The organism is Thermostichus sp. MS-CIW-25 (genome assembly GCF_054060015.1).
The window spans coordinates 1-25,656 of record NZ_JBSSCS010000005.1 but is presented as its reverse complement, the minus strand read 5'-3'; the positions used below and the strand labels follow the sequence as shown (position 1 = coordinate 25,656).

General features: G+C 53.7%; 22 protein-coding genes. 13 read left to right on the top strand and 9 right to left on the bottom strand.

Features of this window, described 5'->3' with window-relative positions; all coding sequences use genetic code 11:
• Positions 1-118: 118 nt before the first annotated feature.
• Positions 119-1,309: an RNA-guided endonuclease InsQ/TnpB family protein gene (locus ACVWZ1_RS03180; RefSeq protein WP_457502499.1), complete on the top strand. Its 1,191-nt coding sequence runs from the start codon at positions 119-121 to the stop codon at positions 1,307-1,309.
• Between the two features lie 18 nt (positions 1,310-1,327).
• Here ACVWZ1_RS03180 and ACVWZ1_RS03175 read toward each other — a convergent pair whose 3' ends face one another.
• Positions 1,328-2,281 carry a PspA/IM30 family protein gene (locus tag ACVWZ1_RS03175; RefSeq protein ID WP_457502498.1) on the bottom strand — a complete coding sequence of 318 codons (954 nt, stop codon included), beginning with the start codon at positions 2,279-2,281 and terminating at the stop codon, positions 1,328-1,330.
• Positions 2,282-2,610: 329 nt separating this feature from the next.
• Positions 2,611-3,429, bottom strand: coding sequence for a hypothetical protein (locus ACVWZ1_RS03170; RefSeq protein WP_457502497.1), 819 nt, complete (start codon positions 3,427-3,429; stop codon positions 2,611-2,613).
• An 85-nt stretch (positions 3,430-3,514) separates the two neighbouring features.
• On the opposite strand from ACVWZ1_RS03170, the gene ACVWZ1_RS03165 reads away from it, so the two are divergent.
• From ACVWZ1_RS03165 to lpxD, 4 genes are all read left to right on the top strand, one after another.
• Complete coding sequence (locus tag ACVWZ1_RS03165) at positions 3,515-4,777, top strand: class I SAM-dependent methyltransferase (protein WP_457502496.1); 1,263 nt, start codon at positions 3,515-3,517, stop codon at positions 4,775-4,777.
• Between the two features lie 49 nt (positions 4,778-4,826).
• Positions 4,827-6,362 carry a hypothetical protein gene (locus ACVWZ1_RS03160; protein ID WP_457502495.1) on the top strand — a complete coding sequence of 512 codons (1,536 nt, stop codon included), beginning with the start codon at positions 4,827-4,829 and terminating at the stop codon, positions 6,360-6,362.
• Positions 6,363-6,428: 66 nt separating this feature from the next.
• Positions 6,429-6,947, top strand: coding sequence for a DUF4330 domain-containing protein (locus ACVWZ1_RS03155; RefSeq protein WP_457502494.1), 519 nt, complete (start codon positions 6,429-6,431; stop codon positions 6,945-6,947).
• A 15-nt stretch (positions 6,948-6,962) separates the two neighbouring features.
• Complete coding sequence (lpxD, locus tag ACVWZ1_RS03150; RefSeq protein ID WP_414417262.1) at positions 6,963-7,994, top strand: UDP-3-O-(3-hydroxymyristoyl)glucosamine N-acyltransferase; 1,032 nt, start codon at positions 6,963-6,965, stop codon at positions 7,992-7,994.
• A gap of 53 nt (positions 7,995-8,047) precedes the next feature.
• Here the strand turns inward: lpxD and ACVWZ1_RS03145 are convergent, their stop codons facing one another.
• Positions 8,048-8,473: a DUF1499 domain-containing protein gene (locus ACVWZ1_RS03145; RefSeq protein WP_457502493.1), complete on the bottom strand. Its 426-nt coding sequence runs from the start codon at positions 8,471-8,473 to the stop codon at positions 8,048-8,050.
• A gap of 150 nt (positions 8,474-8,623) precedes the next feature.
• Here ACVWZ1_RS03145 and ACVWZ1_RS03140 point away from each other — a divergent pair, with 150 nt between their 5' ends.
• Both ACVWZ1_RS03140 and ACVWZ1_RS03135 read left to right on the top strand, forming a co-directional pair.
• The gene (locus tag ACVWZ1_RS03140; RefSeq protein WP_457502492.1) at positions 8,624-9,352 is read left to right on the top strand and encodes a Uma2 family endonuclease; all 729 of its coding nucleotides are present in this window, start codon (positions 8,624-8,626) and stop codon (positions 9,350-9,352) included.
• A gap of 291 nt (positions 9,353-9,643) precedes the next feature.
• Positions 9,644-10,342, top strand: coding sequence for a Uma2 family endonuclease (locus tag ACVWZ1_RS03135; protein WP_457502491.1), 699 nt, complete (start codon positions 9,644-9,646; stop codon positions 10,340-10,342).
• A gap of 33 nt (positions 10,343-10,375) precedes the next feature.
• Here the strand turns inward: ACVWZ1_RS03135 and ACVWZ1_RS03130 are convergent, their stop codons facing one another.
• Entirely contained in the window at positions 10,376-13,093 is a 2,718-nt protein-coding gene (locus ACVWZ1_RS03130) for a TylF/MycF/NovP-related O-methyltransferase (RefSeq protein WP_457502490.1), read from the bottom strand.
• A 4-nt stretch (positions 13,094-13,097) separates the two neighbouring features.
• Positions 13,098-15,161, bottom strand: a complete 2,064-nt coding sequence (locus ACVWZ1_RS03125; RefSeq protein WP_457502489.1) for a glycosyltransferase family protein — start codon at positions 15,159-15,161, stop codon at positions 13,098-13,100.
• A gap of 171 nt (positions 15,162-15,332) precedes the next feature.
• On the opposite strand from ACVWZ1_RS03125, the gene ACVWZ1_RS03120 reads away from it, so the two are divergent.
• From ACVWZ1_RS03120 to ACVWZ1_RS03110, 3 genes are all read left to right on the top strand, one after another.
• The gene (locus ACVWZ1_RS03120; RefSeq protein WP_011432125.1) at positions 15,333-15,476 is read left to right on the top strand and encodes a hypothetical protein; all 144 of its coding nucleotides are present in this window, start codon (positions 15,333-15,335) and stop codon (positions 15,474-15,476) included.
• Positions 15,477-16,055: 579 nt separating this feature from the next.
• Complete coding sequence (locus tag ACVWZ1_RS03115) at positions 16,056-16,955, top strand: 2OG-Fe(II) oxygenase (RefSeq protein WP_457502488.1); 900 nt, start codon at positions 16,056-16,058, stop codon at positions 16,953-16,955.
• Between the two features lie 17 nt (positions 16,956-16,972).
• On the top strand, positions 16,973-17,923 hold the full coding sequence (locus ACVWZ1_RS03110) for a glycosyltransferase family 2 protein (protein ID WP_457502487.1): 951 nt from the start codon (positions 16,973-16,975) through the stop codon (positions 17,921-17,923).
• Positions 17,924-18,032: 109 nt separating this feature from the next.
• On the opposite strand, the gene ACVWZ1_RS03105 is transcribed toward ACVWZ1_RS03110, so the two are convergent.
• On the bottom strand, positions 18,033-18,584 hold the full coding sequence (locus ACVWZ1_RS03105; protein WP_457467374.1) for a type IV pilin protein: 552 nt from the start codon (positions 18,582-18,584) through the stop codon (positions 18,033-18,035).
• Between the two features lie 203 nt (positions 18,585-18,787).
• On the opposite strand from ACVWZ1_RS03105, the gene ACVWZ1_RS03100 reads away from it, so the two are divergent.
• Together ACVWZ1_RS03100 and ACVWZ1_RS03095 are read left to right on the top strand one after the other, a co-directional pair.
• The gene (locus ACVWZ1_RS03100) at positions 18,788-21,712 is read left to right on the top strand and encodes an O-linked N-acetylglucosamine transferase family protein (protein WP_457502486.1); all 2,925 of its coding nucleotides are present in this window, start codon (positions 18,788-18,790) and stop codon (positions 21,710-21,712) included.
• Positions 21,713-21,778: 66 nt separating this feature from the next.
• Positions 21,779-23,107: a hypothetical protein gene (locus ACVWZ1_RS03095; protein WP_414329087.1), complete on the top strand. Its 1,329-nt coding sequence runs from the start codon at positions 21,779-21,781 to the stop codon at positions 23,105-23,107.
• A 23-nt stretch (positions 23,108-23,130) separates the two neighbouring features.
• Here the strand turns inward: ACVWZ1_RS03095 and ACVWZ1_RS03090 are convergent, their stop codons facing one another.
• A complete protein-coding gene (locus ACVWZ1_RS03090; RefSeq protein WP_414329088.1) occupies positions 23,131-23,649 on the bottom strand; it encodes a phosphoribosyltransferase in 519 nt (172 codons plus the stop codon).
• A gap of 65 nt (positions 23,650-23,714) precedes the next feature.
• The gene (locus ACVWZ1_RS03085; RefSeq protein WP_011432133.1) at positions 23,715-24,635 is read right to left on the bottom strand and encodes a branched-chain amino acid transaminase; all 921 of its coding nucleotides are present in this window, start codon (positions 24,633-24,635) and stop codon (positions 23,715-23,717) included.
• Between the two features lie 406 nt (positions 24,636-25,041).
• Here ACVWZ1_RS03085 and ACVWZ1_RS03080 point away from each other — a divergent pair, with 406 nt between their 5' ends.
• Positions 25,042-25,257, top strand: a complete 216-nt coding sequence (locus tag ACVWZ1_RS03080; protein ID WP_457502538.1) for a PepSY domain-containing protein — start codon at positions 25,042-25,044, stop codon at positions 25,255-25,257.
• On the opposite strand, the gene ACVWZ1_RS03075 is transcribed toward ACVWZ1_RS03080, so the two are convergent.
• Positions 25,222-25,656: zinc ribbon domain-containing protein (locus tag ACVWZ1_RS03075; protein ID WP_457502485.1), on the bottom strand; the 435-nt coding region annotated here is incomplete at its 5' end. The two genes, ACVWZ1_RS03080 and ACVWZ1_RS03075, sit on opposite strands and share 36 nt — an antisense overlap.

The following is a 25,656-nucleotide window of genomic DNA, read 5'->3' as shown; positions in this document are numbered from 1 at the left end:
TCCCAAGGAAGAGTTGGGCTGGATCGCGTTGGCGTCAGCTAGAAATCGCAGGAGCCCCGCACTGTACCCGTAGGGTCAGTGCCGGGAGGAATGTGCTTTGATGAAGTACAATGAACTTATGAGCCAAGTCCTGACCATATCCTGTAAGCTCAAGGTGTCCCCGTCGCAAGCCGCCAAATTGGACGCGACGATGGAGGCTTTTGGCCAAGCCTTGAACTGGGTCAACCAGAACACGCCGGAGAAGATCGTCAACGCGGTCAAACTGCAATCCCTTTGCTACTACGAGATTCGAGCCCGGTTCGGCTTGTCCAGTAACTTGGCTCAACAGGTGTGCAGACGGGTGGCAGGCGCTCGCAAAGTGGCGAGACAGCGCAACCGTCCGGTTAAAGAGTTCAAGCGTAGGTTCGTTACCTACGACGCACGTATCTTTTCATTCCGCGAGAAAGACTGGACGGTGTCGCTGACCACGGTGGAAGGGAGAGAACGCTTTGAACTGGCCATTGGCAACTACCAGCGTGGGATGCTGGCTGGTTCCAACCCCAAATCTGCCACCCTGGTCAAGCGCAAAGATGGCTCCTACTACATCCAGATTTGCGTAGAGAAAAAACCACCCAAGCAACAAGATACCGACAAGGTGATCGGGGTGGACTTTGGAAGGACAGATATTGCCCATACGTCAGAGGGGGACAACTGGAATGGACAGCAGTTGAACAGAGTCCGAGACCACTACTCCCGGTTGAGGGCGGTACTCCAACGCAAAGCCAGTAAGGGCACCCGCAGTTCGCGGCGCAGATGCAGAGAACTGTTGCAACGGCTGTCTGGCAAGGAGAGACGCTTTCAGGCGTGGGTCAATCATCGCATCTCCAAAGCTATTGTCTCTAGGGCAAAAGCTACCAACAGCGCTATTGCCCTGGAAGACCTGACAGGGATCCGGGAAAGGGTCAATCAACAGCCACGCAGCAAAGCCGAGCGGCGTAGGACCAACAGTTGGGCGTTCTACCAACTACGTCAGTTTCTGGAATACAAGGCGAGGGTTGCAGGGGTTTCTCTGGTTCTTGTGCCGCCCGCCTACACGTCGCAGACCTGCCACAAGTGTTTGCACATCCATCCCGACCCTGCGCAATCCTACCGCAGTGGCAAGTCGTTCAAGTGTGGGCACTGTGGATGGGAAGGGGATGCGGATTTGAATGGTGCAAACGTAATTGCGCTCTTGGGGGCTGTCGTAAACCAGCCTAGAGGTCCGGGCTTGTTTTCTCTGGTAGAGCAGAACAGGCTCAGGGCTACTGAAAGCCCGCTCCGTACCGCTTAGCGGTCGGAGCCGGGTAGTTTACTTGTTCATCTCCCGCTCCAGCTTGGCCATCGAGATCTGGCTTTCCAGGCGGGAAATGCCTTCGCGAAGGGTTGCCACCTGTGCTTCAACTTCATCCAAAGATTTGCGAACCGCTTCTGCTGCGCTCATGTGCTGGTTGCGCCGAACCAAAGCCTCGCGGGCAAGGTCATCCTGGTTCTGTTGGCTGGCTTTCTCAGCCCTGACAAACCAATCTTCGGCCTTTTGCAAAATTTCGTCGTACCGCCGTTCCAGTTGCTTGCGACTGGCCAGGGTTGTGGTGAGGCTGCGCTGCAATTGTTTCAGATCCCGCTCCATCTGCCGGATGCTCACCCTCTGTCGGCTGGGCTTTCTCCACAGCACCTTGCTCAGACCCACCATCACCACCGCAGTAGCAATCCCCACACCCGCAGCCGCCGCCGGATTTTCACGAATCAAAGAACCATCCAAAACATTGACCCCCGCAAAGGCCGAGGTTTGCGTGGCCGTCTCCCGAAACTCCCAAGGCATCACCGGATTGCGTTGCTGCCAGAAGCCTAACCGCGCCGCTTGGGCCGCCTCTTGGGCTTCTAGGTAGCGTTGCCGATTGGCCCCGTGCAAAAAGCGCTCGTAAACCACCGCCTGACCCTGGCGCAACATCTCCAAATTCACCAAACCATCGGCGTTGTACACCTGGGCAATGTGAAGCCCTTCCGGTGTGACATAGAGGGTATCCACCTGCACCAGGGATCCCGTCGGGAGCAAGTTTTGCAGAGCCTCTTGGGATAGCCGCCCCCAGCGCCCTTGGGTCAGCTCCGGCGCATCCACATAGGCCAGACGGAAACGGGTTGGCCTGCCGTTCAAGTCCGCCCAGAAGGTATCCCCATCCACCACCGACCGCACCCGGGCCGTCCCGGAAGATTGTGCTGCCGCCGGAAGAACAAGCCAACTGCCCGAAAGGACAGCCACAGTCATCAGAAGGGAAGTTCTTGAGGTCATGGGGGTCACTCCTATTGTGCAGAACAAGAACAAAAGTTAAGAAATAATAAGATAGGGAAGTTTGGGGGAACAAACTGGAATCCCAGAGCGTCCTTGGGGATTGCCGTGAGGCTGGCTGCTGCTCTTCCCTGGCAAAGGCAACAGAGCCAGCTGCTCCCTACGTCGGAAAAGCGAACCTCTCCCACGAAAAGCTGCGGCTCTCGAAGAGTCGGCTCGTGGGGTCGGCTTAATTTGGGTTAGAGTTTAGCTCACCTTTTGGGGCAACGTCACAGCCCTAAGGCGCAATCTTTGTCCCCCGGACCAAATCACAGGCGCAAGCGATAGGGTTCTTCGTCGGGGAAGTCGGGCAGAGGAGGGGGCAGGATCTCGATCTCCCCCGTAGGCAGCGTTTGCAGCACGGTACCCAATTGGGCCAGTTGTTCCAGGACGTACAGGCGGGTATCCCGGTCGGTGGTGGAGTTAAACACGCTCAGCCAAACATCGAATTGGGAACGGCGGCTGAGGGGGCTGCGGGCAATGTTATCCCCCAACTGGCGAAATTCATCTCCAGGCAGGCCCACCTGCTCTCGCCAGGCAGCGGCTTGGTAGTAGTCATTGCGGCCCGCTTCCGCATCCCCCAGAAACATAAAGTTAAGTAGGGCGCGATCCACATAAAGTCGCCAGGCGTCAGGGTTGTTTTGGGGGTTGAACTGCTGCAAGCCGCGATCCAAAATCTCGACGGCTTTTTCCGGCTGGCCAGCCCGATAGGCCAACACCAAACTGGAGAGCCGGTAGCCCAAGAAGAAACGGGGATCCAGCCGCAGCATGTGATCGAAGTAGTCGTAGGCCAGGCCATAGCCAGTCAGGGTGCGAGCCGGTGCATCCCCGTAGTACTGGATCAGCTCCAGCCACAGCCAGGAAGCCCCCAAGTTGCGGTAGCCCAGCCACCCCAGCGTATTGGCCAGGGTGATGTTGCGGTTTTTGCGGGCCTCGGCATTTTCCAATTCTCCCAGATTGATCCGCTCCAGCATCGGCAACTGCAGCCGCACCACCAGGATCCCACACAGAAACGCCCCCCCAACGGCGGCCAGAGTGCCTGCCAGGGAGAAGCGAGAGCGGCGACGGGGCAGGGAAGCAGTAGCCATGGCAAGTTTTTTGCGGATCCCTGAGGCTGTCGCGACCAGGGCTACACTCAATCATAAATTGAACCGTTGAGCCTTTCCCCTGCCTATGGCCAGCTCTGCCCTCTCCGCTTCGGAACGAGCCTTGAGCCTTTACGAGGCTCTGCCCTACCCTAATGTGCCCCTCTCGCAGACGGCTCGCAATGCCTTGCCGGAGATGTTTAAGATGAGCTACACCACGGCTCAGTACCTGCGCACCCATACCATCGTCCCGCCAGAGGGCAAGGTGTTGTTGAATGCCGGCTGTGGCTCCGGCTGGGAAACGTTGATGATGGCTGAGGCCAATCCAGGGGCCCAGATCGTTGCCTGTGATCTGTCTCCGGCTTCGGTCAAGCTTACCGAGGAACGCCTGCGCCACCACGGCTTCGCAGATGCCGAATTTTATGTCCTCAATCTGCTGGAGCTGGATCGCCTGGGGATCCAATTCGATTTCATCAGCCTCAATGATGTTTTGTATTTGCTGGAGGATCCCACCGAGGGCCTGCGGGCGATGAAAAATGTCCTCAAGCCCGATGGCATCATCCGGGCCAATCTCCACAGCCGCTACCAACGGCAGGTGTTTTTCCGCCTGCAAGAGGGGTTGCAAAAGGTGGGGCAATTTGACGTTCCGCCAGCAGTAGGGGCCAAGAATGTGCGGGAGTTTATGGGATCCCTTCGGGAAGAAGTGGCCCAGGCGGTGCTCTGGAACCCGGCCAACTATGCCGAAGATGCGGCCATTATGAATAATTACCTACTCTCCAACGACAAGGGGTTCACGATCCCCGACCTGTTTCGCATGTTGCAGCAGGCGGGGTTGAGCTTTTTGAGCTTGGTGGATAGGCCCGACTGGTCGGTGGAGTCTTTGTTTAAAGAGGTGCCTGAGTTTGTGCGGCAGCGGTTGGCAACCCTCAGCATCATGGAGCGGCTGCACCTCTATGAGCTCATCCGACCTGTCCATCGCCTCATCGACTTTTGGGCGGAGCATGCCGGCTCTTCGCCGGTGCTGCCTTGGAGTGACGAAGATTGGCTGTCGGGATCCGTACAATTCAATCCCCTGTTGATGGACAACCCCCGCTTTCGCCAGGAGTACAGCAAAGCCCTGCAAGAGAAGCGGCCCTACGAAATGCAGTGGACAGGGGCTACCCACGGGCGGATCAGCATCCCTGCCGAGAACGTGAGCTGGTTGGCGCCATTGCTTCAAGGGCCAACGCCGGTTCGGGAGCTGATTCAACAGGCCGTCCAGTTGGGATCCCCAGATGAAGAACGAACAACCGCTGAGGTGCTGACCTTCCTAACCAACCTAGAAGACTTTCTTTTTTTGATGCTGCAATAGGCAGCTCCCCAAGTTCTGGCTGCCCATACCTGTCTGTTGTTTGTAACCTATGAGTCAGATGTCTGCCCGGTCGGGATCTTACTGGCGCGCAACCCTGACGCGGTGGTTCCCACAGCCTCTGGATCGCTGGGTGGCCGGGATCACCCTCTGCAACCTGGCCATCGGGGTGATCCTGGTGGTGTTGGGCAACCACACAGCTCCTTACGTGCGGGACTTTAACTGGCAACAGCAACGGGTGGGGGCGCAAGAAGTGCAGATGGTGCTCACCTTCAACCGCCCGATGGATCCCGTCAGTGTTGAAGAGCATTTGGAGATCCAGCCCCCTCTGCCAGGCCGAATGCGCAAGCTGGGTCGCCGCTTTTTTTGGACGCTGACAGAACCAGCCCCTTACGGCCAGACCTACCGGGTGCGCCTGCAGGCAGCCGTGGATGAACGGGGCCAGCCCATGGCCCAGCCCTTTGAGGGGGAATTCCGCACACCGGATCGGCAGTTGCTGGGGATCAGCACCGAACCTGCCCAGCGAGGGCGAATGTTTCTGTTCAACCTGGAGACGGGAGCCGCTACTCTGCTGACTCCAGCTGGGGTCAAGGTAACCCAAATGCAGCCCAGTGCTGATGGCCGCTTCGTGTACTATTTCGCCACGGCCACCAACCCACAGCACCAGGATCTGTACCGGCTGGATCTGGAGGATCTGTCTTCGCGGTTGCTGCTGGATCATCAGGGTTACCAAAACCTGCGCTTCCAAGTCTCGCCGACGGGGGAACTGGTGGTGGCAGAGCGGATCCCGCTGCAACGGGATCCCATGGCTGCCGTCCAGACGGAGCTGTGGATCCAGAAAACGAGCCGGGATCCCTTTGAACGTCTAGAGCTGGATACGGCGGTGGGGGGAGACTTTTTCATCAGCCCTGATGAGAGCAGCCTGCTCATCTCGCAGGGACAGGGGGTGGGGATCGTACCCTTGCATCCACGGGCGGCAGCGGAGAGCTTTCTAGCCCAGTTCGGCCAAACCTTAGCCATCCGCCCCGATGGGGCTTTCGGGGCTTTGCTGCGCTTCAATCCCGACTACACCCGCAGCCTCTCCATCGTCAGCAATACCGGCAACAGCGAGGAGATTTTGAGAACCCAGGGATCCATCCTGAAAGGGGCTTTTTCCCCTCGGGCGCCCATCTTCTACGCCTTGGTCAGTGAGGTCTCTCACGTTAGCGGTGCGGAGCATGATTCTGTTGGCGAGGTCGCGATGGACTTCCCCAGCTACACCGAGTCGCCCCGCCTGCTGGCGATAACGCTCGGCACTGAAGCAGGCAACGTCGTAGAGGTAGCTCGAGCCGACTATCCCGTCGATCTGGACTTCAGCATTTCCCCGGATGGACGCATGCTGGCCTACACGCTCTTGGAACCCTTCCCGGGAGTGCCGGATGATCCCTTGGCTCCCCTTAGCCGTAGCGGGCAAGCCATCATGGCCTCGCAAGTGTGGTTGGTGGATTTGCAGGACGGGCTGCCCATTCCTGATGGACAAAGTGGTTCGCACCGCTGGCGGGAACGCCGCCTACCGCTGGGCAGCAGCACGCTGGCTTGGATCCCCTAGAGCGGGAAAGCCACTTGGGGAGCAAACCTGCCTAGAATCAAAACAGGGTGTGCGAGGAGAGGTGATATGCGGGTCATTGACGAACAGGGGCGGCTTTTGGGAAAAGTCAGCCTCTTGGATCTGGGAGCCCTGGCAATTGTGGTGGTGGCCATTGTTGCCGTCTTGTTTTTTCCGGGTCGGCAGGCGGGCAGTGTAGTCCAGGTGGGAGGTGGCCCCACGCTGCCGGTGGAAGTGGACATGATTGTGCGCGGGGTCAGCAGCCGCTCTATGGAACCTTTTCAGGCGGGGCAGAAGGCTGACCTGATCATCCGCAACCAGCCCTACGGCCAGGTGGAGGTGGTGCGAGTGGAAAATGTCAGCCGCACGGTGCCAGTGGTTTTCCCCGATGGGCGGGTGCAGAACTTGCCCGATCCCGAAGCCTATCGCCTCGATCTGGTGTTTACCTTGCGAGGGCGCGGCCAGCGGACGGAGAATGGCATCGTCCTGGGCAACAATCGCGTCAAAATCGGTGTTCCCCTAGAGCTAGAGACCTTTGGCTACAACTTGCGCGGCACCGTGATGGACGTGCGGATGCCGCAATCGTAGAGGATGTCAACCCCAATGCAGCTACAGGAGATTGCCCAAAAGTTGGGATGTGCCTACGAGGGGGATCCCACCCTGGAAATTCACAGCGTGGCCAGCCTGGCGGAGGCTCGCCCAGGGGAGCTGAGCTTTCTCAGCGAGGCCCGCTACCTACCTCTCTTGGAGCAAACCCAGGCCAGCGCCGTCATCGTGGAGGAAGGGCTGGCTTTGCCCTGTTCCATTGCCTGCTTGCGGGGCAGGGATCCCCGTCTGCTCTTTGCCCAGGCCATTGAGCTGTTCTACCAACCCTACCGCCTGCCCGTTGGCATCCACCCCACCGCTGTGATCGATCCCAGCGTCGAGCTGGGGGAGGGGGTGGCCATCGGGCCGCACGCAGTGGTGATGGAGGGAGTGAAAATTGGCGACCACACCCAAATTCACCCCAATGTCACCATCTATCCCCACGTGCGGATTGGATCCCGGTGTCAGCTTTTCGCCAACTGCGTTATTCACGAGCGCACGGAGATTGGGGATGATTGCCTCATCCACAGCGGCGCTGTCATTGGCGACGACGGCTTTGGCCACATTCCTCTGGCAGATGGCTCCTGGCGGCGCATGCTGCAGGCGGGCCGAGTGGTGCTGGAAGACAACGTGGAGGTAGGCAGCAACACCACCATCGACCGGGCCGCCGTTGGCGAGACCCGTATTGGCCGCGGCACCAAGATCGACAACCTGGTGCAAATTGGCCACGGCGTGCGCACCGGATCCCACTGCCTGATCGTGGCTCAGGTGGGCATTGCCGGCAGCACCCAGTTGGGCCACCATGTCATTTTGGCCGGGCAATGTGGCTTGGCCGGGCATCTTCACATCGGCGATGGCGTGCGTGTGGCCGCCCAAACAGGCGTCACCAGCGATATCCCTGCTGGTCAAACGGTGGCAGGCTACCCCCATCAACCCATTTCCGAATGGCGCAAGAGCATGGCCGTCCAGCGGCACTTGCCTGAGCTGCAACGTACCTTGCGCAAGCTGGAAGCCCGTGTGGCCAAGCTAGAACAGAGCAGGGAATCATGAGAGACGGCAAAAGATGCGGATCCCCATAAGTCCCCCGCCTTGTCCTGTTGGCCCTAGCCGTGCTTCAGCAACGACCGCAAAGTGTTCAGGTACTCGTTGATGTTGCGCCGGTTGCCGCCGAAATCATACTCCCCAACACGGCCTTCGGAAGTAATGTGTAGACGAGTATGGCCAGGATCCCCTTCTATTGGCGACAGCGAAACCGTTAGATCGTCCACGAACTTAAAAAAGTTGGTGCGGGAGATCCCCTTCACTTCCATCGCCTCAGCATCCACAGAGACCAGTTCCCCCCGCTTCCAAACTTGAAAGGCTTGCTCAGCCGCTTTTAACACCTGGTCTGGGCTAGCTGCAATCACAACTTCCTGTTGGGCGCGATTGTAGGGGGATCCACCCAGGGTGGCCGCTTGTAAGGTGGGGATCCCGCTTGCCAAGCCGAAAAGCAGCACCGCTATCACCACCAAAAGTTTCCAGAAAGACATGCGGACAAAAGGAGAAGTTTACATCTCTTATTATGCCTTTCAGTTAGTAGAACGCTCCTGTTATCACCCTGTCAGCCTGAAGCAGAGCACCTGCCGGCGGTTCTATCGATGGGTTAGCCTACAGCTAATTCACTTGCCCCGAGTGCAAAAATGCTGGCCCAAGAAAAACTCCAAGAGAAAGCCGAGGAAAAGATTACTCCCCTCACCCGCCAGCAACTGGCGGAGCTCATGCCCTCGGCCCAGGGGCTGCTCAGCGATGAACCCGAAATGGAACACTCCCTGCATGCCCTGCAGCTTTTGATTCTGGTCAGCTGCCTCGCCCGCCTCTGGCAAGACCGCAACGACTACTTCCTCGCCTGGAACCTCACCGTCTACTACAGCCGAGAGCAACTCAAAAATAAAGACTTCCGCGGGCCAGATCTGTTTTTGGTCAAAGGGGTAGAAAACCGCCCCCGCCCTTCTTGGGTGGTGTGGGAAGAAGGTGGCAAATACCCGGACTTGATCATCGAGCTGCTTTCGGAATCGACTGCCAAAGTGGATCGGGGTGAGAAGCGGGAGCTTTACGAAAGGATTTTCAGGACACCGGAGTACTTTTACTATTCTCCGGAGACGCAGGAGTTTATGGGTTTGCGACTGAGGGGGGAGAAGTACGAGGAGATTGAGCCAACGGAGCAGGGCTGGCGCTGGAGCGAGATGCTGGAGCTGTATCTGGGGATCCATAACCAACAACTGCGCTACTTTTTCCCCAATGGGGAGCTGGTGCCTACTCCTGAAGAAGCTGAGAGAATCGAGCGCCAACGTTCTGAGCAAGAGCGACAGCGAGCAGAGCGCCTGGCCCAGAAGCTGCGGGAGCTGGGGGTGGATCCCGATACCTTGTAAGGGTAAAGAGAGGAGAACTGGCAATGAGTGACATACTCCCGACCCCGACTGCTGGCAGTACGGAGCGGGCTTCTCGCTTCATCGGGGAGCCTACGCAAGAACCCTCCACGAGCAGACACGGAATGTCCTACCGCGTAGTTGCACCAGATTCCGGCAAAAGCCGTTTTGTGCAACTACTCCTATCATACACCATGTGCGGGTATCTGTATCCCGGCACTGACCCTACGGGTACAGTGCGGGGCCTTAGCTACCCCCACACCCCCATAAGCTAACCCAAACCCAATTACTGAGGTGCTGGATCCGGTTTATCTACCCGAGTTGCCCCCCACCCAAGACGAGCTCCCCTACGACGACAGCGAACCTATGGAAAGCTGGCGGCACAGGTGCCAGATGGACTTGCTCATCTCCACTACCCAAACCTGGCTGCAGCAGCGCCCTGATGGCTTTGTCGGTGGCAATATGTTTCTCTACTACAGCTTGGAGCAGACCAGCGGCCGCAATTTCAAAGGGCCGGATTATTTTGTGGTGTTGGGCGTGCCTAAAGGCGAGCGCAAAAGCTGGGTGATTTGGGAGCAGGGCAAAGGGCCGGACGTGGTGATTGAGCTTCTTTCTCCCAGCACTGCCCAGGAGGATAAAACAAGCAAAAAGCAACTTTATGAGCAGATTATCCGGGTGCCGGAGTACTTTTGGTTTGACCCGTTTGATCCAGAAGACTGGGCGGGGTTTCGGCTAAGGGGCGGCCGCTATGAGCCAATTCAAGAGGATGCCGAGGGTTGCTTGCCGAGCGAGGTTTTGGGATTGTACCTAGTGAAGTGGGAGGGCAGGTTTCGGGACATCGAGGCCACCTGGATTCGCTGGGCCACTGCTGCTGGGGAACTGGTACCCACCGAGGCCGAACTGGAGCGGCAAAGGGCTGAGCAGGCCGAACAACGGGCAGGGCGCCTGGCCCGGAAGCTACGAGAGCTAGGGGTAGATCCAGACGCCCTGTAGACAGCCAAGTAACTCAAGACAACAGATGGATCCCTAGGAGGCCAACAGCAACACAGGTAGCTTTTGAATAGCAGGCCGTAATCCCTTGGGAAAGCGCTCCCGCTTCAAGGGATAGCGATAGTTGAGTTGGGGAATCAGCCTCTCCCATTGATAGGGGTTCAAGCCAGCTACCACTGAACAGAACGGCTCTCTACCGAGCTCTAACCCCTCTTCCATGAGCCTGAGAGCTATGTTGCCTGCAGCTATCTCCAGAGTTTGATTGGCCAGTTGCGGATCCGGATCCCCTAGGAAGATCAGAGCATAGTCTTCTGGCTGAGGACTGCGCAGAATTGGCTCCAGCAAGCCCTCCAGTTCTTGGATAAGCTGCTCTGTCTCCATTTCCCAGTAGGGGAAAAGGCCCACGTTGATCTTGCTCAGGCGGATCCCTTGTGGTTTTGAGGTTTCTGTTATGCTATCTCTAACTCTAATCACTACCAGGTTTTCTGAAGGACTCAGCCAAACCCCTGTGTAATCGACGCTATGCAACCTGAAAAAGGCTCCGATTTCCTGCTCGAAGTCATGAACAGCTTTCCAACATCCTTGCCAGTGTCCGTAATCATCGATTTGGATGAATCCTTGGGAATGAACCTGATCATAGAAATGATGAAAAATATCCATCGTTGATTGATACCAGTCAGCATCTGCATGCAGCAGAGCAATCTCACCCACTTGCTCTCGATAGGTAGGCAAGGTGTCAGCAAACAGCCCTGGCACGGGGACAATGAGATCCCAAACTCCCAGTTCCTTGGCAACCACCTCTAAGTTCTCCGAAATGGGTGCTGCTAAGGCACCGGATCCAAAACCCGTATCGTTGGCAGCAACTCCTCGATAATCTCGATCCACCTCTGTTGGATCAGGCATACCTGAGAAGGTATCGAAAGCATATAGCCTGCGAGGTCGACGGCTGTAGTTCTTAATCACCCAGGCCAGCAAAGCTGAGCTTCCACCCCTGCAAACACCACATTCTACAAAGTTCCCAGGAATGTCTTCTTCACAAACCTGCTTAGCCAGTGAATAAAGGCTCCAAAGACGCTCAAAGCCCAGCAAGGTAAAAGATTTAACTTTCTCTAGCACCCTAGACAACTCAAGGTTACAGACCGGATAGTCCTTGAGGTGCTCTGGCAATGTCCAATTCACAGCAGGGTCTGGAATATGCTCAACGGGCTTGACATTGCCTCGCCAGGCCACTCCCATAATTTGCATGGTCTGGTAAATCATCGTGTTCCAGCCCCTGTCTCTCAAGTAATTCAAACCTTCAGCCACATCCGGCGAGGCTAGATTATGAAACAGAATCAAGGCATCCTCAGCAGCATAGCGCTCTGCCACTTGAGCATCCTGCAAGGGGGCTGGTGAGGTGTGGTCTCCATCGATGAAAATCAGAGACCAGCGACAATCCTCTTGCTGGGCAATCTCCTCCACCTTCCCTGGGCTATAGCCAGGGTAGAGATTGACATTAGAGCGAACTCCAGCCGAGCGAAGAGATTGATCCGCACTTCCATAAATCTGGGGATCGGCCAGAGCAGGATCTACCACATCGAGAATAACTCCTCCTGCCGCCAGGTGCGCAGTTGACCAACCTAGCCAACAGCCGATCTCTAGGGCGTTTTTTCCTTGTAGCTTAAGGGCAGTATTGTACAGAATATGAGCCTCGTCTCGACTAACAAAGCCGATAATAGGTTGACGCAAGTCCGCAGTCCAAAGGTGAGGAACTTCTTTCCGTAGATAAGGCCAGGGATGAGGCCCTGGATCGATAGCAGTCATTAGAGGGAAGCTGTAGTCGAGATATATTTTCTTTTGATTAGCTGATACATAGTCATACCTTCTGATTGGAGAAGAATGGCTTCTAGGATACCAAAGACTGGCTTCAACTTTGAAGCCATCAGTAGTATGAGCTACATGAGTTTTTCTATCCTTAGCTTTATAGGTAATGTGTAGAATCCCTAAAGGGATGTAAGGCTTCCAAGGCTCAACCCAGAGCTTTCTTTTTGGATCCCATAGAGGTAGTTTACTATGAACTGTCCAGTTACAAAACAATGGTAAAATTTCAACGTTATCTATCCCTAAGTCATTATGAATAGCCACGTTTAGAGAATACTGATCTGGAATTGCTGGAATTGAGGGTAGATCGAGGCTCTTAGAGAGAGCTTGGCTCAGTCTGTTTTTCCATGCTACCCAGTGAATACCGGAATTACTTCCAGAGAATACACCATCATTTAGAATTGGTCTTATGTATAGGTGGTTATATACATCTCCAAAGTACTTGATGTATCCCGAGAGGTGAAAAGCTTGATGCGAAAATGGATAGGGATCGAAGAGAGTATTTAGCAACTCAGGAACAACTGCAAGGTTTTTGTATCTTGCTCCCAGGGTAAGAAGCTCAATTGCAGACCAGTGTTGCACCCAAGCATCTGCATCAATCCAAATATAAACTTCATAGCCTGGAAAGTATTCAGGAAGGAAAGGCCTACAAACTAGTGCCTTGAGATACTTGGGTTGTCTATCAATGTCGGGAATATCATAGCCCCAATCTGGCTCAACAATGTGGTCAACGTACTGACCTATCCATTGCAACTGCTCCGGTGTACAGCCTACATCCAAGAATCCAATATCTACAGAGTGCCCCTGAGGTTTCTCTCGAATAGAGAGAATGGTCCCCTGAACCAATTCAAAAAACTTGCTGTCAGCGGCCGTAACGATAATGGTTGAGTTCATAACCTTAAGTCTCTCCTCCAAGGCTTGAATTGTTGTCGACAAAGCAAGCCCTGCTTAGATAGCAAAGGACTCCTCTTTGGCCTGCTACAATTTCTCCCTGCCAGAGGAGATGGGTAGGATCCAGCATCTGGTCAATCCGCTTGCGGTCTTGCTCAGAAGTAAACTCCACGTAAATCACCTTGATGTCCCTAAGCTGCGGCTGCAGGTTAGCCAATACCTCCACCTCATCCCCACCCGTAGCCACCCTGAGCACATCGATGGGCTCCAAACCCAGCTCCCTCAGAGCTGTCCTTGCCCCCCGGAGAGGGAGCACCTGTTCTACTCCCCACTCTGTCTCGATGTCTTCTGGCCAGAGGCGACGAGTCCTGCAGCTATCCTGCCCTGCCAAGCCCACTGAGTGCACAAAGCAGTTGCCCAAACCAAGAGCATTCTGCTGCAGCAGGTGCAAAGCCAAGGGATCCACCTCAAAGCAGTGGATGACTGCTTCAGGGCAGAAACCCCGAAAACAAACGCTCGCAAGGCCTACTCCAGCTCCAATGTCAGTAATCGTCTTTACCTTAAGGACGAACAGAGGAAAGCTAAGGTAGACTCTTCCGTAAAAAACTGTATCTTTGTAAAGCTTTACCGAAAACTTAAGTCCGTTTACAGCCAACTCAGGCATTGGAGTTTCCATCAACTTGCCAGCGTTAGCAAACAAAAGCTGGCCATCTTCTGCCAGGACAAAGGCGAAGTTGGCCTTTAGTGGCTGCCCCAGCCGCTGCAAGTCTCCCACCGTGCACACCACCGCATCAAAGCTGGGCCAACTGCTCGGCTCCCCTCTCACCTCATGAACTCGCTCGGGCACTCCCTTCTGCTGCAGCAGACCACAGGGATCCCCAAACCCCTCTTCCACATACAGCTCCAGCCGCGGCAAGTCCAGCAAGTCCGCAGCTATCACCCCAGGACAGCCTCGGCCAACAAATACCCTCAGTCGCTCCTGCACGCGATGCAGCTCTTGAATGGGCTCGTAGATTCCTAGTCGTGTGTCTATCCAGGCAGAGCTGGCCGTGCTGACAAAGTAGCGCACATCAGAGCGGGGCGAGTAACGAAAGGGCTCCGGCAGCTCTCCCCCAAACACCCAGTCCAGCAGGTTCTGAATGCGGTGGCGGGGATGCCAGTGTTGGTCGAAAGTGTGATAAGCGCGGCGGGCAATTTGAATGGCCTCCTGGGGATGGTCTAGGTAGTAGCGGATTTTCTCCAGGAGTTGGGCTTCGGAGTTGTAGGTGTCGCAGTAGGTGCCGGGCGCCAAAAGTTCGTCCAATCCTGAGGCGAAGGAGAGCTGGTCAGTAAGCAGAAAGCCCCCTGCAGAAATCACTTCCAGGTTCCTTAAGTTCAGATCCCCATTTTGGCTGCAGTTAAAGGAAATCAGAGAATGGGCAAACCATTTGGCTGCCTCTTGGCGGTTGGCTGTTTTGGTGAGGATGGGCAAATCTGCATTCTTTATGGCTTGAACCAGCCGGCAACGCCTGGGATGGCGGGATCCCTGTTGGCCGATAAAGACCACTTGATTTTCTCGAGTTTCCACCCAATCGTGGGTAACAGTGCGCATGGAGATAAGAGGCAACCAGGCAAGATTCTCAGCGCCTGCTGCGGCAAACCAGTGCAAATGCTGGAAGTTATAGGCAGTAGCGACGTAATCAAAGCCTTCAGTAGCCCAGTAGGCCAAGAGATGGTTGATGGGAAACTCCCAGTGGTGGGTGTCTCCAGCCAGTAAAACAGTTGGACAGCCAAACTTTTTGGTATTAAGAGGATTGCTGTAGTCGAAGCTCGAAGTCCAAACAACAACTAGGTCAAACTCCTTATTTGTAATTTGCTCAGACTGCTGCACAAAGTCATAGAGGTCATAGTCTTCCTCTGGGCACTCCACCAATTCTTTAGAGAGATTGACAAAGTTTAGTCCAAAGCCCTTGGCTCTCCTCTTGGGGCAAAGACTGACCTGCCGATCTGAAAGCTGCGGGGGCGGGATATAGTCTGGCGGAGTTGGCCAATTGAGGAGAATTCGCGGAGCATTGGCCTTGATGTCTTGCATTTCTCGACTCCCCAAGTTGAGCGGCAGGTTCTTCTAGCTCCTACAGGCTACTAGGATTGGACACAACAACAAGGGATCTCTGTTGCCCTGGAAAACGATAAGCCGAGCATAGGTTATAAGCAACCCCATGGATCCCTGTCTGCAAGAGCCGAATCCAGTTTACCTGCCTGGATGGCCCCTACCCAAGACGAGCTCTCCTACGACAATGGCATACCCATGGAAAGCTGGCGGCACACGTGCCAGATGGACTTGCTCATCTCCACCACCCATGCCGAGCGAGGTTTTGAGGCTGTACCCAGCGAAGTGGGAGGGTAGGAGGCCACCTGGATTCTGTGGGCCACTGCCGCTGGGGAACTGATGCCTGCCAAGGCTGAACTGGAGCAGCAAAGGGCTGAGCGCCTGGCCTAAAAGTTGTGAGAACTGGGGGTGGATCCGGGTACATTAAGCTAGAGCAGACGTCAGGGATCCCTCCCCATGGATTGCCAAGACCTTGCTCAGGATCTTCTCCTAGAACTGGAGCAAGCTCAGAGTCTCACCCAGCTCTTAGATTGGGCTTTAGCCTGCCTTCCTAGCCAGCAAATCTTCTGCCAGATTGGCTGGGAAGAGTCCGCAGCTGTTTTGCAGGCAATGCTTCGCTATCCTGAAAAGTTAGCAGTGATTCTACGGAATCCCCTACAGAGCTCATCCGAAAAGTCAATCAGCACAGAAGATATCCAAACCCAAATTTCTCAGTTGGGATTAGAAGAACGGGTTCTACTCCTAGAAGGCCCCATTCCTGCCCTTTTGGCAGATCTCGGTCAATGTTTCCCAGAGACCCAGATTGGCGTTTGTTTCTGGACTGAACTCACGGACTACCGTACCTGTCTGCTTCAGTCTTTGCTACTGCGGGATTACTTGGCCGACTCAGCCCTATACTTGGTCAACCATTGCCGCTACGGAGCCATAGCCCAAGCCAACCTAGATTTGATGGGGATAGATCCCAGTTTTCATCTGCAGAAGGTTTTGCCCAATCTAGGCCAAGGGATCCATCTCCTCACTTGGGATCCCCAGCACAAAGGGTTAACCGAGCAGGATCTCGCTCACATCCAAGCAATTGGCCCTGGATCACTGCTGGCAGCTAACCCGGTATTCCTGACTTTTACCCAGCCGGATCCCTCAGAACCCAACCGGTTTTACCCCTGTAAATACATCAAGCTGGATAACTTCCTGCCTCAAGAGCTCAACCAAGCCATTCTCCAACATGCCATTACCCACCAAGACAAGTTTATCCCTTCCAAGAGCTACAGCAAGAGCAACACCGAGGCAGAGTCACTAAAATTTCGCCGCTCCCTGAGGCTGGACTTCGCTTACTTTCAGGAGCATGGATCCCTGCTGCGAGAAAAAATTGCGGCTGTTGCTCCCCAGATTTTTGCTGAGCTAGACATTGAGAACTTTGACATTCAAATCTTTGAGATGGAGATGATTGCCAGCCATGATGGCTGCTTCTTTACCGCCCACACCGATAACTCCTACCCACAAACTGCCTTCCGCCAGGTGAGCTGCGTATATTACTTTCACAAAGAGCCAAAGCCTTATCGAGGAGGTGAGCTGCGCATCTACGATACCCAAAGGCAAAAACCTCATCCACCAATCCTGCACGGGGCATACGATGAGGTAACCCCTACAAATAACAGCATCGTCTTCTTCTCCAGCAGTTGCCTACATGAAATCCTGCCGGTATTTAGCCCTAGCCAAGCCTTTGCCGATAGCCGCTTCACTATCAATACTTGGCTAGGAGCCAAGCAATTCACCTAAAGGCTTGCAGCTCCACCATGGCCAGAGTTTGCATAATTACCACTGTTCGGGATCCAGGCGTGTGCTTGGAGTCGTTCATTCGCTATCACCTTGCCCTTGGAATTGCCCATATTTATATCTTCTTTGACGATCCAGAGGATCCCGCTATTCAGGTGGCACTTCAGTTTTCCGATGTAACGGCTATTCCCAACGATGAAGCTTTGCAAGTCCAACAAGCATTGGGGAATGTTCTCTACCCAAAATATGGCCCTCATGTTGGCTATGAGGTCATGGCTCGTCAGATCCTTAACGTAGAAACGGCTATACAACTTGCCCTGGATCAGGGCATGGACTGGATTCTTCATATTGATGGAGATGAGCTTTTTTATCCTGGCCAGATGATGGCTTTGGATTGGTTTGATCAAGTAAGCGACGATATATTCCAGGTTACGTTCCTAAACCACGAAGCAGCTCCTGAAGTATTTGAAGTCGAGGACTATTTTCGCGATGTCACTCTATTTAAGAAAAACCCTGCTGCCTTAGAGCCAGGACTCCGTACTGAGTTTCAGAGAGTTTCCGGCAAGAGTCAATACTTTTTAGCTTATCAAAATGGAAAGTCAGCAGCTCGGATCCATCCCACTCTCTTACCCAATAGCGTACATAGCTTTGATATTCCAGAATGTCATACCTTGGTAACATCATTCCCCTCTATTTTACACTACTTAAACTGCGGCTTTCAAAACTACTATAAAAAGTATGCTCAACTGGGAAACTTTCCCGACTACTGGTGGCGCTCAAAGTCTAATCCTATTCGGGTTCCCTTTCACTTGGCCTCACGGGACGCTTATTGCTCAGGAGATAGAACTTGCATGGCAGCTCTTTATCAAGAGTTCATACTTTACAGCAGTCCTGAAACCAACCAGAACCTCATCGAAAAGGGTATTCTTACTCGCATCTCCTACCCATCACAGTTACTGTCCTCGCTCTAGTTCACTGGTTTAGCCTAGAGCCCTTGCCTACTCTTGAGGGAGACTGGAGCAACTGAAATAAAAAAGCTCCCCACAGGGAGCCACGGAGTACATAAAGTAGAGATAGAAACTAGTCAAAGACGTTGCAGCTCTTACCAACAAAGGTAGCCGCAGTAGCCACAGCTGTCTCCTGTGATCCCAGCCCAATGGTGCACTGAATAGGTTGACCAGAAGCGTTAACGTAGCGGCTTGCACCCGTGACAGCAGTGGTGTCCCAGCGCATCCCCTGAGGCGCAGTAGAAGAAGTAACGGTGGCCACTGGTGTCTGGTAGTTGGGAGCGCTCCACGGGTCATTCATAAACTTATCGCCCCTAGCGCCGCAGGAATCAGCCCCACTAGTGGTAGGACATCCGAACTGAATTCTGGTGTAGGTGTTCGGGTACACGCCAACATCTAGGCGATAGACTTCAGAACCACGACCCACTGCCGTGAGAGCTGCTTGAGCTTCAGCAGTGCGGGAGCGGCGCACTTGGTTTAAGAACTGCGGGATTGCCACTGCAGACAGCACACCCACAATTACAATCACCACCAACAGCTCAATCAGGGTGAAGCCCTTGGCTTTGGAGAGAATTTGCTGAGCCAGTTTGGCCCGCAACAGAGACTGACGAGACTTTGCGCTCATGAGTACCAGATCCTTTAGCAAACTAGAGAGTTAACTGTGCAGCTCACCTGCTAGTGCTAACTTACCCCGCTCAAGGGCGATTCATAACAGCCTGCTCCCTGGCGCAATTGCGGATTTTTGCCAGATGAGCCTGACACAGGTCAGTGGTTTAGCTGAGCCGGCCTCAGCATGGCAGACTAAGACTAGCACTCTTCCTTCAACCTATGAACCCTACGCTGCAAGCCCGGATCCTGGAAGCCAAGCAACTGTTTCAGCAGTCTCCCGATACCTTTGCGGAGTGGTTGGTGGCTTTTTACCGAGAGCAAGGCGCAAAGGATTGGCAGGAGTTCCTGTGGGGTTTCTTTGATCTCTCCCCATCTTCATTGGCCAATGAGCCAGCCTTCCCCTCTGAGCCAGAGGCAATTACCCTATCGGCGCTGGAGCAGGCCTTGGCTGCTGGCCAGCTGAGCCTTGCTTACCAGCTCTACACGCCTCTGGTGAGGGCAGGGATCCTGTCCCAGGAGAAAGTCTTGGATTTGTTGCTATCCCTCGCAGGCCGTCTAGAAAATAGCCCCACGCAGGATCCACAGCAGCGTCTCCAGGTTTGTCTGAAGCTGCGGGAGATGGCCTTTGAGCTGGATCCAAGCCGGCGGGACAACACCCAAGTTTTGCTGATGCGGGCCCTGCAAGCTCAGGATGAGCTGGCAGTTGGCTTTTATGGGCAAGCCCTACTGGAGAGCCTAGGCGGCGAGAAGAGCCTCGATATTACTCAGGAGCCACTCCTTACTGAATTGCTCGCGCGGCTATGGGACGATGGCTACCTGAGCTTGTTTTTTGAGGTGGCCACAGCTTTACAAGCTCGTCTTTTGGAGGACCAGAAATCCGGATTTGCTGCTTTGCTGGCCCAGCTAGCCAATGCGGTGGATCCCGAGCAGGCGAAGCGCTATGAAGGTTTGTGGACGATAGAGGACTTAATCGGTGACTTTTTTCAGAGGGCAGCCCGCGCCTTCTTCCAGAACTCTACCAGTGATGGCTATTCCATTTTAGGAGAAGCTCTCATCACGGCGGCCGAGAGCTCACAGGTGCAAGAGAACTTTACTCTTCGTCTATCCCTTCTATCAGAATCGCTGGAAAAGTTGATCCATGCTGCCCAGCCAGAACGGATAAACCTTGTTATCCAGAAAATTATAGACTTAATTTTATCGAGGGAAGCCGACTTAGGATCACTAAGAATTAACGATGAAAATCTACTCGAGAGTCTAACGATTGCTAAAGCCATTCTGTTTCGAGTTTGCTTTTGTTGGAGTTATCTAACTGACGATCGCTCTCTGATTCGTCATTACCAACAAATTGGTGGTAGAATCTTTAACGACTGCCTAAGCTTAATGGCTTCTCAGCGAGACTTTCTTTGGTCGGAATATTGGCAGAAGAATCAGCAAGACTACTGCGGATCTGGCAGAACTAAGCGAAAGCTGAGGGTAGGCTTTCTGGGTAACTGCTTTCAGCGACATTCGGTTGGCTTTCTCAGTGAGGCTACTCTCAGGAACCTATCTCGCGATCTTCTGGACGTTGTCTACTACTACTACCAGGGGTGGAAAAATGAAGATATGGCCAGTCATGACAATATGTATCAAAAGTTTCGCTCTCACGAAAATCTCCATTTTCGCTTTTTTCCAGGAGAAACCAAGCCGCCTCAAGTAGCTGCTCAAGCGCGTGAGGATCGCATCGATATCATGGTTTTTATGGACTCCCTTACCAGTCACGATGCCAGCATCGTAGCAGCTTTGCGGGCCGCTCCTATCCAAATTGGTTGGCTTGGCGGAGATGCTGTCGGTTTGCCAGAATTTGATTACTTTTTCGCCGATCCCTATATCCTTCCTGAAGACGCCCAAGCCGATTACCATGAAAAAATTATCCGCCTGCCTAGCTACTGTGCTGTTGAGTATCTGGACATTACTCCTGCAGATGAGGTGAATTTCAAAAACAAGCTGAGAATAGGCCCGCAAGATATTGTTTTCCTAACTGCGGCCAGTGCTTACAAGCGTACCCCCGAATGTATTGATGCCCATCTGCAAATCCTGAAAGCTGTTCCCAAGGGGATCTTGATCGTCAAAGGCTCGGGGGAAATTGCCACGGTTATCAGGCGTTACCAGGAAAGAGCTAAGGAATTGGATGTTTTGGATCGCGTCCGTTTTCTATCTCAAGCAAGCAGCGTGGAAGAGCACCGGGGCCAACTAGCTTTGGTGGATCTTGTTCTCGATACCTTTCCCTACACAGGCGCAACCCACACTATGGAAGCCCTCTACATGGGCGTGCCAGTTCTCACCTTGGTAGGTCGCCATTACTATGGTCGAATGAGCTATAGCTTACTTAGGAATATAGGTCTTGATGACTGTATTACCTGGTCAGTTGAAGAATTTATTGAGCGAGGAATCCAGCTGGCTAACAATCCAGAGCGACTGGCCAAGGCCAAACAGACTATTCGAGAGTCCTACAGTAAGTCGATCATCTGGGATCCAAAACGTTTGGCTATGGCTATTGAAAAAACCTATTTTGATCTGGCTCATAAACATCAGATTATCGACCAGGTTCCTCCTCTAGACGGGGGTGAACCTAGACTCCAGGTCAGTCAGCGTATCCGCCTTCATATAGGGGGAAAAGATCCCCATCCAGACTGGAAGATCCTAGACATCCAACCAAGAGAGTACGTGGATTACGTTGGCAACGCTATGGATCTCAGTCAATTTGAAGACAACTCCGTAGAAGCCATCTACGCCTCCCACGTTCTGGAGCACTTCGACTATGTGCGAGAATTGCCTGTTGTTCTCAAAGAGTGGCATCGAGTTTTACATTTCGGTGGCCAGTTAATGATTAGTGTTCCTGACTTACCTACTCTTTGTCACCTTTATATAGAGGAAGGAGCTTCCGCCGAGCAGCGATTTAGTATTATGCGCATGATGTTTGGTGGACAGACAGATGAGTATGACTATCACAAAGTTGGTCTCTCGTGGGAATATCTGTTCATGTTGCTGACTCAGGCAGGCTTTCGGATTATCCGCAAGGTAGATCGGTTCGGCTTATTTAATGACTGTAGTGAAATGGTTGTTTTCGGTAAACCTGTTAGTCTAAACATAATTGCGACCAAGTAAATTAAATTAAAATAAAAAAAGTTGTCTGGTTCTAGGCAATTCCTATCTCCCTAACTATCTTTTGGTATGAAATCAGTAGTTATTATCACCGCAGCCGACTCCAAGTTCTTCGATCTAGTGCAGGGAACTGTTCTTTCCATCCGAGGTAAGGAGCAGGGTAAATCTGTTGAGATAGGCTTCTTCGATTTGGGCTGTACCCCTGAGCAAGTAGACTGGCTTTCAAAACACGTCAATTACATTGTTGAGCCGGATTGGAACTATAACTTTGCTGGAGTTGAGAGTGTGCCTTCTTATCTGCGGGGATTACTAGCTCGGCCCCGGCTACGTAGGTACTTTCCAGACTATGAAGTTTATATTTGGATTGACGCAGATGCTTGGGTTCAGGATTGGTTCGGGATTGACTTGCTCATCCAGCGAAGCAAAAAGCGAGGGCTAGCTATTGTTCCGGAGATTGACCGAGGGAATAGATTACTCTATGGCCCAAAAGATTACCTAATTGATCTTAGTGAAGCTTACAGATACCACTTTCCCAGTCTGAGTGTCGAGGACTTACATACGTACCCCCTCCTTAATGCTGGTGTTTTTGCAATGTCCTATACTGCCAAGCACTGGGATCTTTGGGACTTTCGGCTTTCTCAAGCTTTAGCTAGAAGACCTTCTATCATAACCGATCAACTCGCTCTAAATGTAGCGGTCTATCTAGATGGGCTACTTAAGGAAACAGAACTTCTACCTGCCTATTGCAATTGGACTTGTCACTACGGACTGCCAAAATGGGATCCAAGGCAAAACCTACTTGTTGAGCCTTACCTACCTCACACTCCTATTTCTATCATACACCTAACCAGCCATAGTAAAAGAGAGGGAAGGCATGTACTATTGACCACTGAAGATGAGAAAATTGAAATGAGCTTAAAGTTTAGCGATGCCTCGCTGGAACACCAGAAGCAAAGCTTGACGCCTGCTTCCGCAGAGCAACTGAGTTTTACTACTTTAGGGATTTATCTAAGCCAGATTAATCTAGCTCTTTTTCCCGATTGGGATCCAAATCTTCGGGAATCAGTTACTGCAAGCTTGGAGCCTTTACTAAAGTCTATTCTGCTTAGTTCCAATCCTCAGCATTACGCTTTGATCGTGTCTGCAGAGCCAGACTACGGGATGGCGGAGTCAGTTCTGGAAGCCGCAGCAGCTAACGTTACTATCGAGCTTATGGATTTGGGACACGAGTTAAGTGTTGAGCCGTCTATTTCTTTGGTTAAAACTCTTAACTCTGAGCAGTGGAAGCGACTACTGGCTCGGGTTGATTACTACTACCCCCTTACTCACGAGCGAATCCCCGCAGGGATCCAGCCTGCCCTGGATAAGCTGCCCCGCTTCGAGTTTCCTACTGGTTAGAGCCCTGAGGTGATAAAGAAAAGTTAACCGGAAGAGCGTAGCAACTGCATCAGCTGCTGAGGCGTCATCTGCTCGTAGGGCTCAAAGGGCTGGTGGATCCAAGGGTTATCCGGCAAATAGTCCACATAGTAGTCGGGTTGATAGACGGAGGCGGCCTTGTACCACAGTACGCCGGTGCGGATCTCCTCGATGTAGAAGCCGTAGTGGTGCTTGAGCCAGTGGACAGAGCGCTTTAGGGTCATGCCAGAGTCTGCCAGATCGTCCACCAACAGCACGTGGCTGCCCAGGTTGGCGGTGGTCATGGCTAGATCCCGCGAGAAGGTCAGTTGCCCCCGCTGGCGGTTACCAGGCCCAGAGTAGGAAGAGGCTGAGAGAATAGCCAGGGGCAGGTCGAAAAGACGGGCCAAGGTATCGCCGATGCGCAGCCCCCCCTTGGCAATACAGACGATTTGGTTAAATTCCCACCCGCTTTCGTAAACTTTGACGGCCAACTCCTCGATTTTGCGGTGGTAGTCGGCCCAGGTAATGGAAATTTCGTGCAAGGGATCCCCCTCTACCCATCTAGAGTGCTCAGTTTAATAATGACGCTTCTCCCCTCGACTAGGGACTAGCTTTCTTTCAGAGGGATCACCTTCACCCAATGGGCATAGACGGGATCCCGATTTTCGGTAATTGCCGTCAGCTTCTGCCGCAACTGCTCGGTGATGGGGCGGGAGGGGGGCAGGACGTACTGCTCGATCTGGCGGATGGGCGTAATCTTGGCAGCAGTGCCAGTCAGGAAAGCTTCATCGGCAATCAACAGCTCCGACTTATCGACAGGCCGTTCTTGGGTAGGGATCCCCAGATCACGGGCCAGGGTGAGGACACTGTCGCGGGTGATCCCTTCCAAGATATCTTGGTCGAAGCTGGGGGTAATCAGCACGCCATTGCGCACGATGAAGATGTTCATGCCCGAGGCTTCGCTCACTTTGCCCTGGGAGTTCATCAAAATGGCCTCGTCATAGCCAGCCTGCGCCGCCTCGGTTTTGGCCAAAGAGGAAGTGATGTAGGCGCCGGTGATCTTGCCCCGCAATGGTAGGCTGCGATCCTCTTGCCGGGCCCAAGAGCTGATGCGGCAACTGACTCCCTCTGGCGAGAGGTAGTCCCCCAGTTCCAAGCCGTACACGAAAAAGTCTTTCTCAATGTTGTGCAGCCGCGGCGAGATGCCTAGGTCGGAGGTGTACACCAAGGGGCGGATGTAGAAAGACGTGGAGGGACGGTTTTTTCGGATCAGCTCGACGATCACCTGCTCAATCCGTTCAGCAGGGAGATCAAAACAGAGCAGGCGGGCGCTTTGACTCAGTCGTCGGCAATGGCGATCCAGACGGAACACCAGAACTTGATCCGGGTTTTGCGGATCAGGGATCCCGCGTAGGCCGCCGAACGCCGCTGTCCCGTAGTGCAGAGCATGGGTGGCAATGGAGATCTTCGCCTCAGCAAAGGGGACAATCTGGCCCTGAAAGTAGGCGTAGGGCAGAAAATCTGGCATGGTCGGCACCCACCGGGGTAGGAATGAGGGGTAGGAATATTATCACCGATTCGTGCAGTGCCGGGAGCTCCAACGTCAGCATGACTTCCCTGCCTGTAGTAGCAGCACGCGGGATAGGCGTAGAGGTATTCCTCCCCCGCAGCAGCGTTGTTTAGCCAGTCAGTTTCCGAGAGGGTTGGATTGGAGAAGCAAACAGTTCGTAGCTGAAGAGGGGCCGAGCAGCTACACCCTATGACGCAAAGGGGGTGAACTCCTTGTGAAGGCAGCAATGCTCCTTGTGGCAAGGCTTCTTTGGTCTCAGGGTGGTAGGCTAAGGAGGTGGTTGCTCAAGCAGCTGTAAATAAAGCCTGCAAAACTTTCGATTGCTGCCTTACTTTTGCTTGGCATTTTGTCCCCCGCTAGCCCGATGCTGTCGACGGGTGGGAGCCGGAGGGCTGCTTTTGCCCAATCTTTCGCTCCAGATATCCCCATTGAGGAAGCCATTCGGATCGCTCGATCTGCCGTGCCCAATGCTGTGATCAAAGAAGTTGAGTTGGAGCGCGAAGATAGACGCCTAGTTTGGGAAGTAAACTACCCGGCACCCGCGCTATGCGCAGGGTGCGGGCTTTATCCCAATCCCTAGCGGCCCCAGAGGGCAGCTAAGTTTCGGAATTTCGGGCGAGTTTACAGTCGCCCCAAGAAGAGAGATCACCCGAGCAGCGTTATGGTCAGCGTCCCCTTCCCAGCCACAATGTCCACACTTGAACGACTTGCCGCTTCGGTAGGACTTGCCCTGCTCAGGGTGGATGTGCAGGCAGTTATGACAGGTCTGACTGGTATAGGCGGGCGGAACCAGTACCACAGGCACTCCAGCAATGGCAGCCTTGTAGGTCACAAACATCCTGAGCTGGTAGAACGCCCAGTTATTGGTTCTACGGCGTTCAGCTTTACTCCGAGGCTTCTGATTCAAGCGCTCTCGGATGCCTGTCAAGTCCTCAAAAGCCAGTGCTGCACCAATAGCCTGGGCATCCCTGACCAAGGT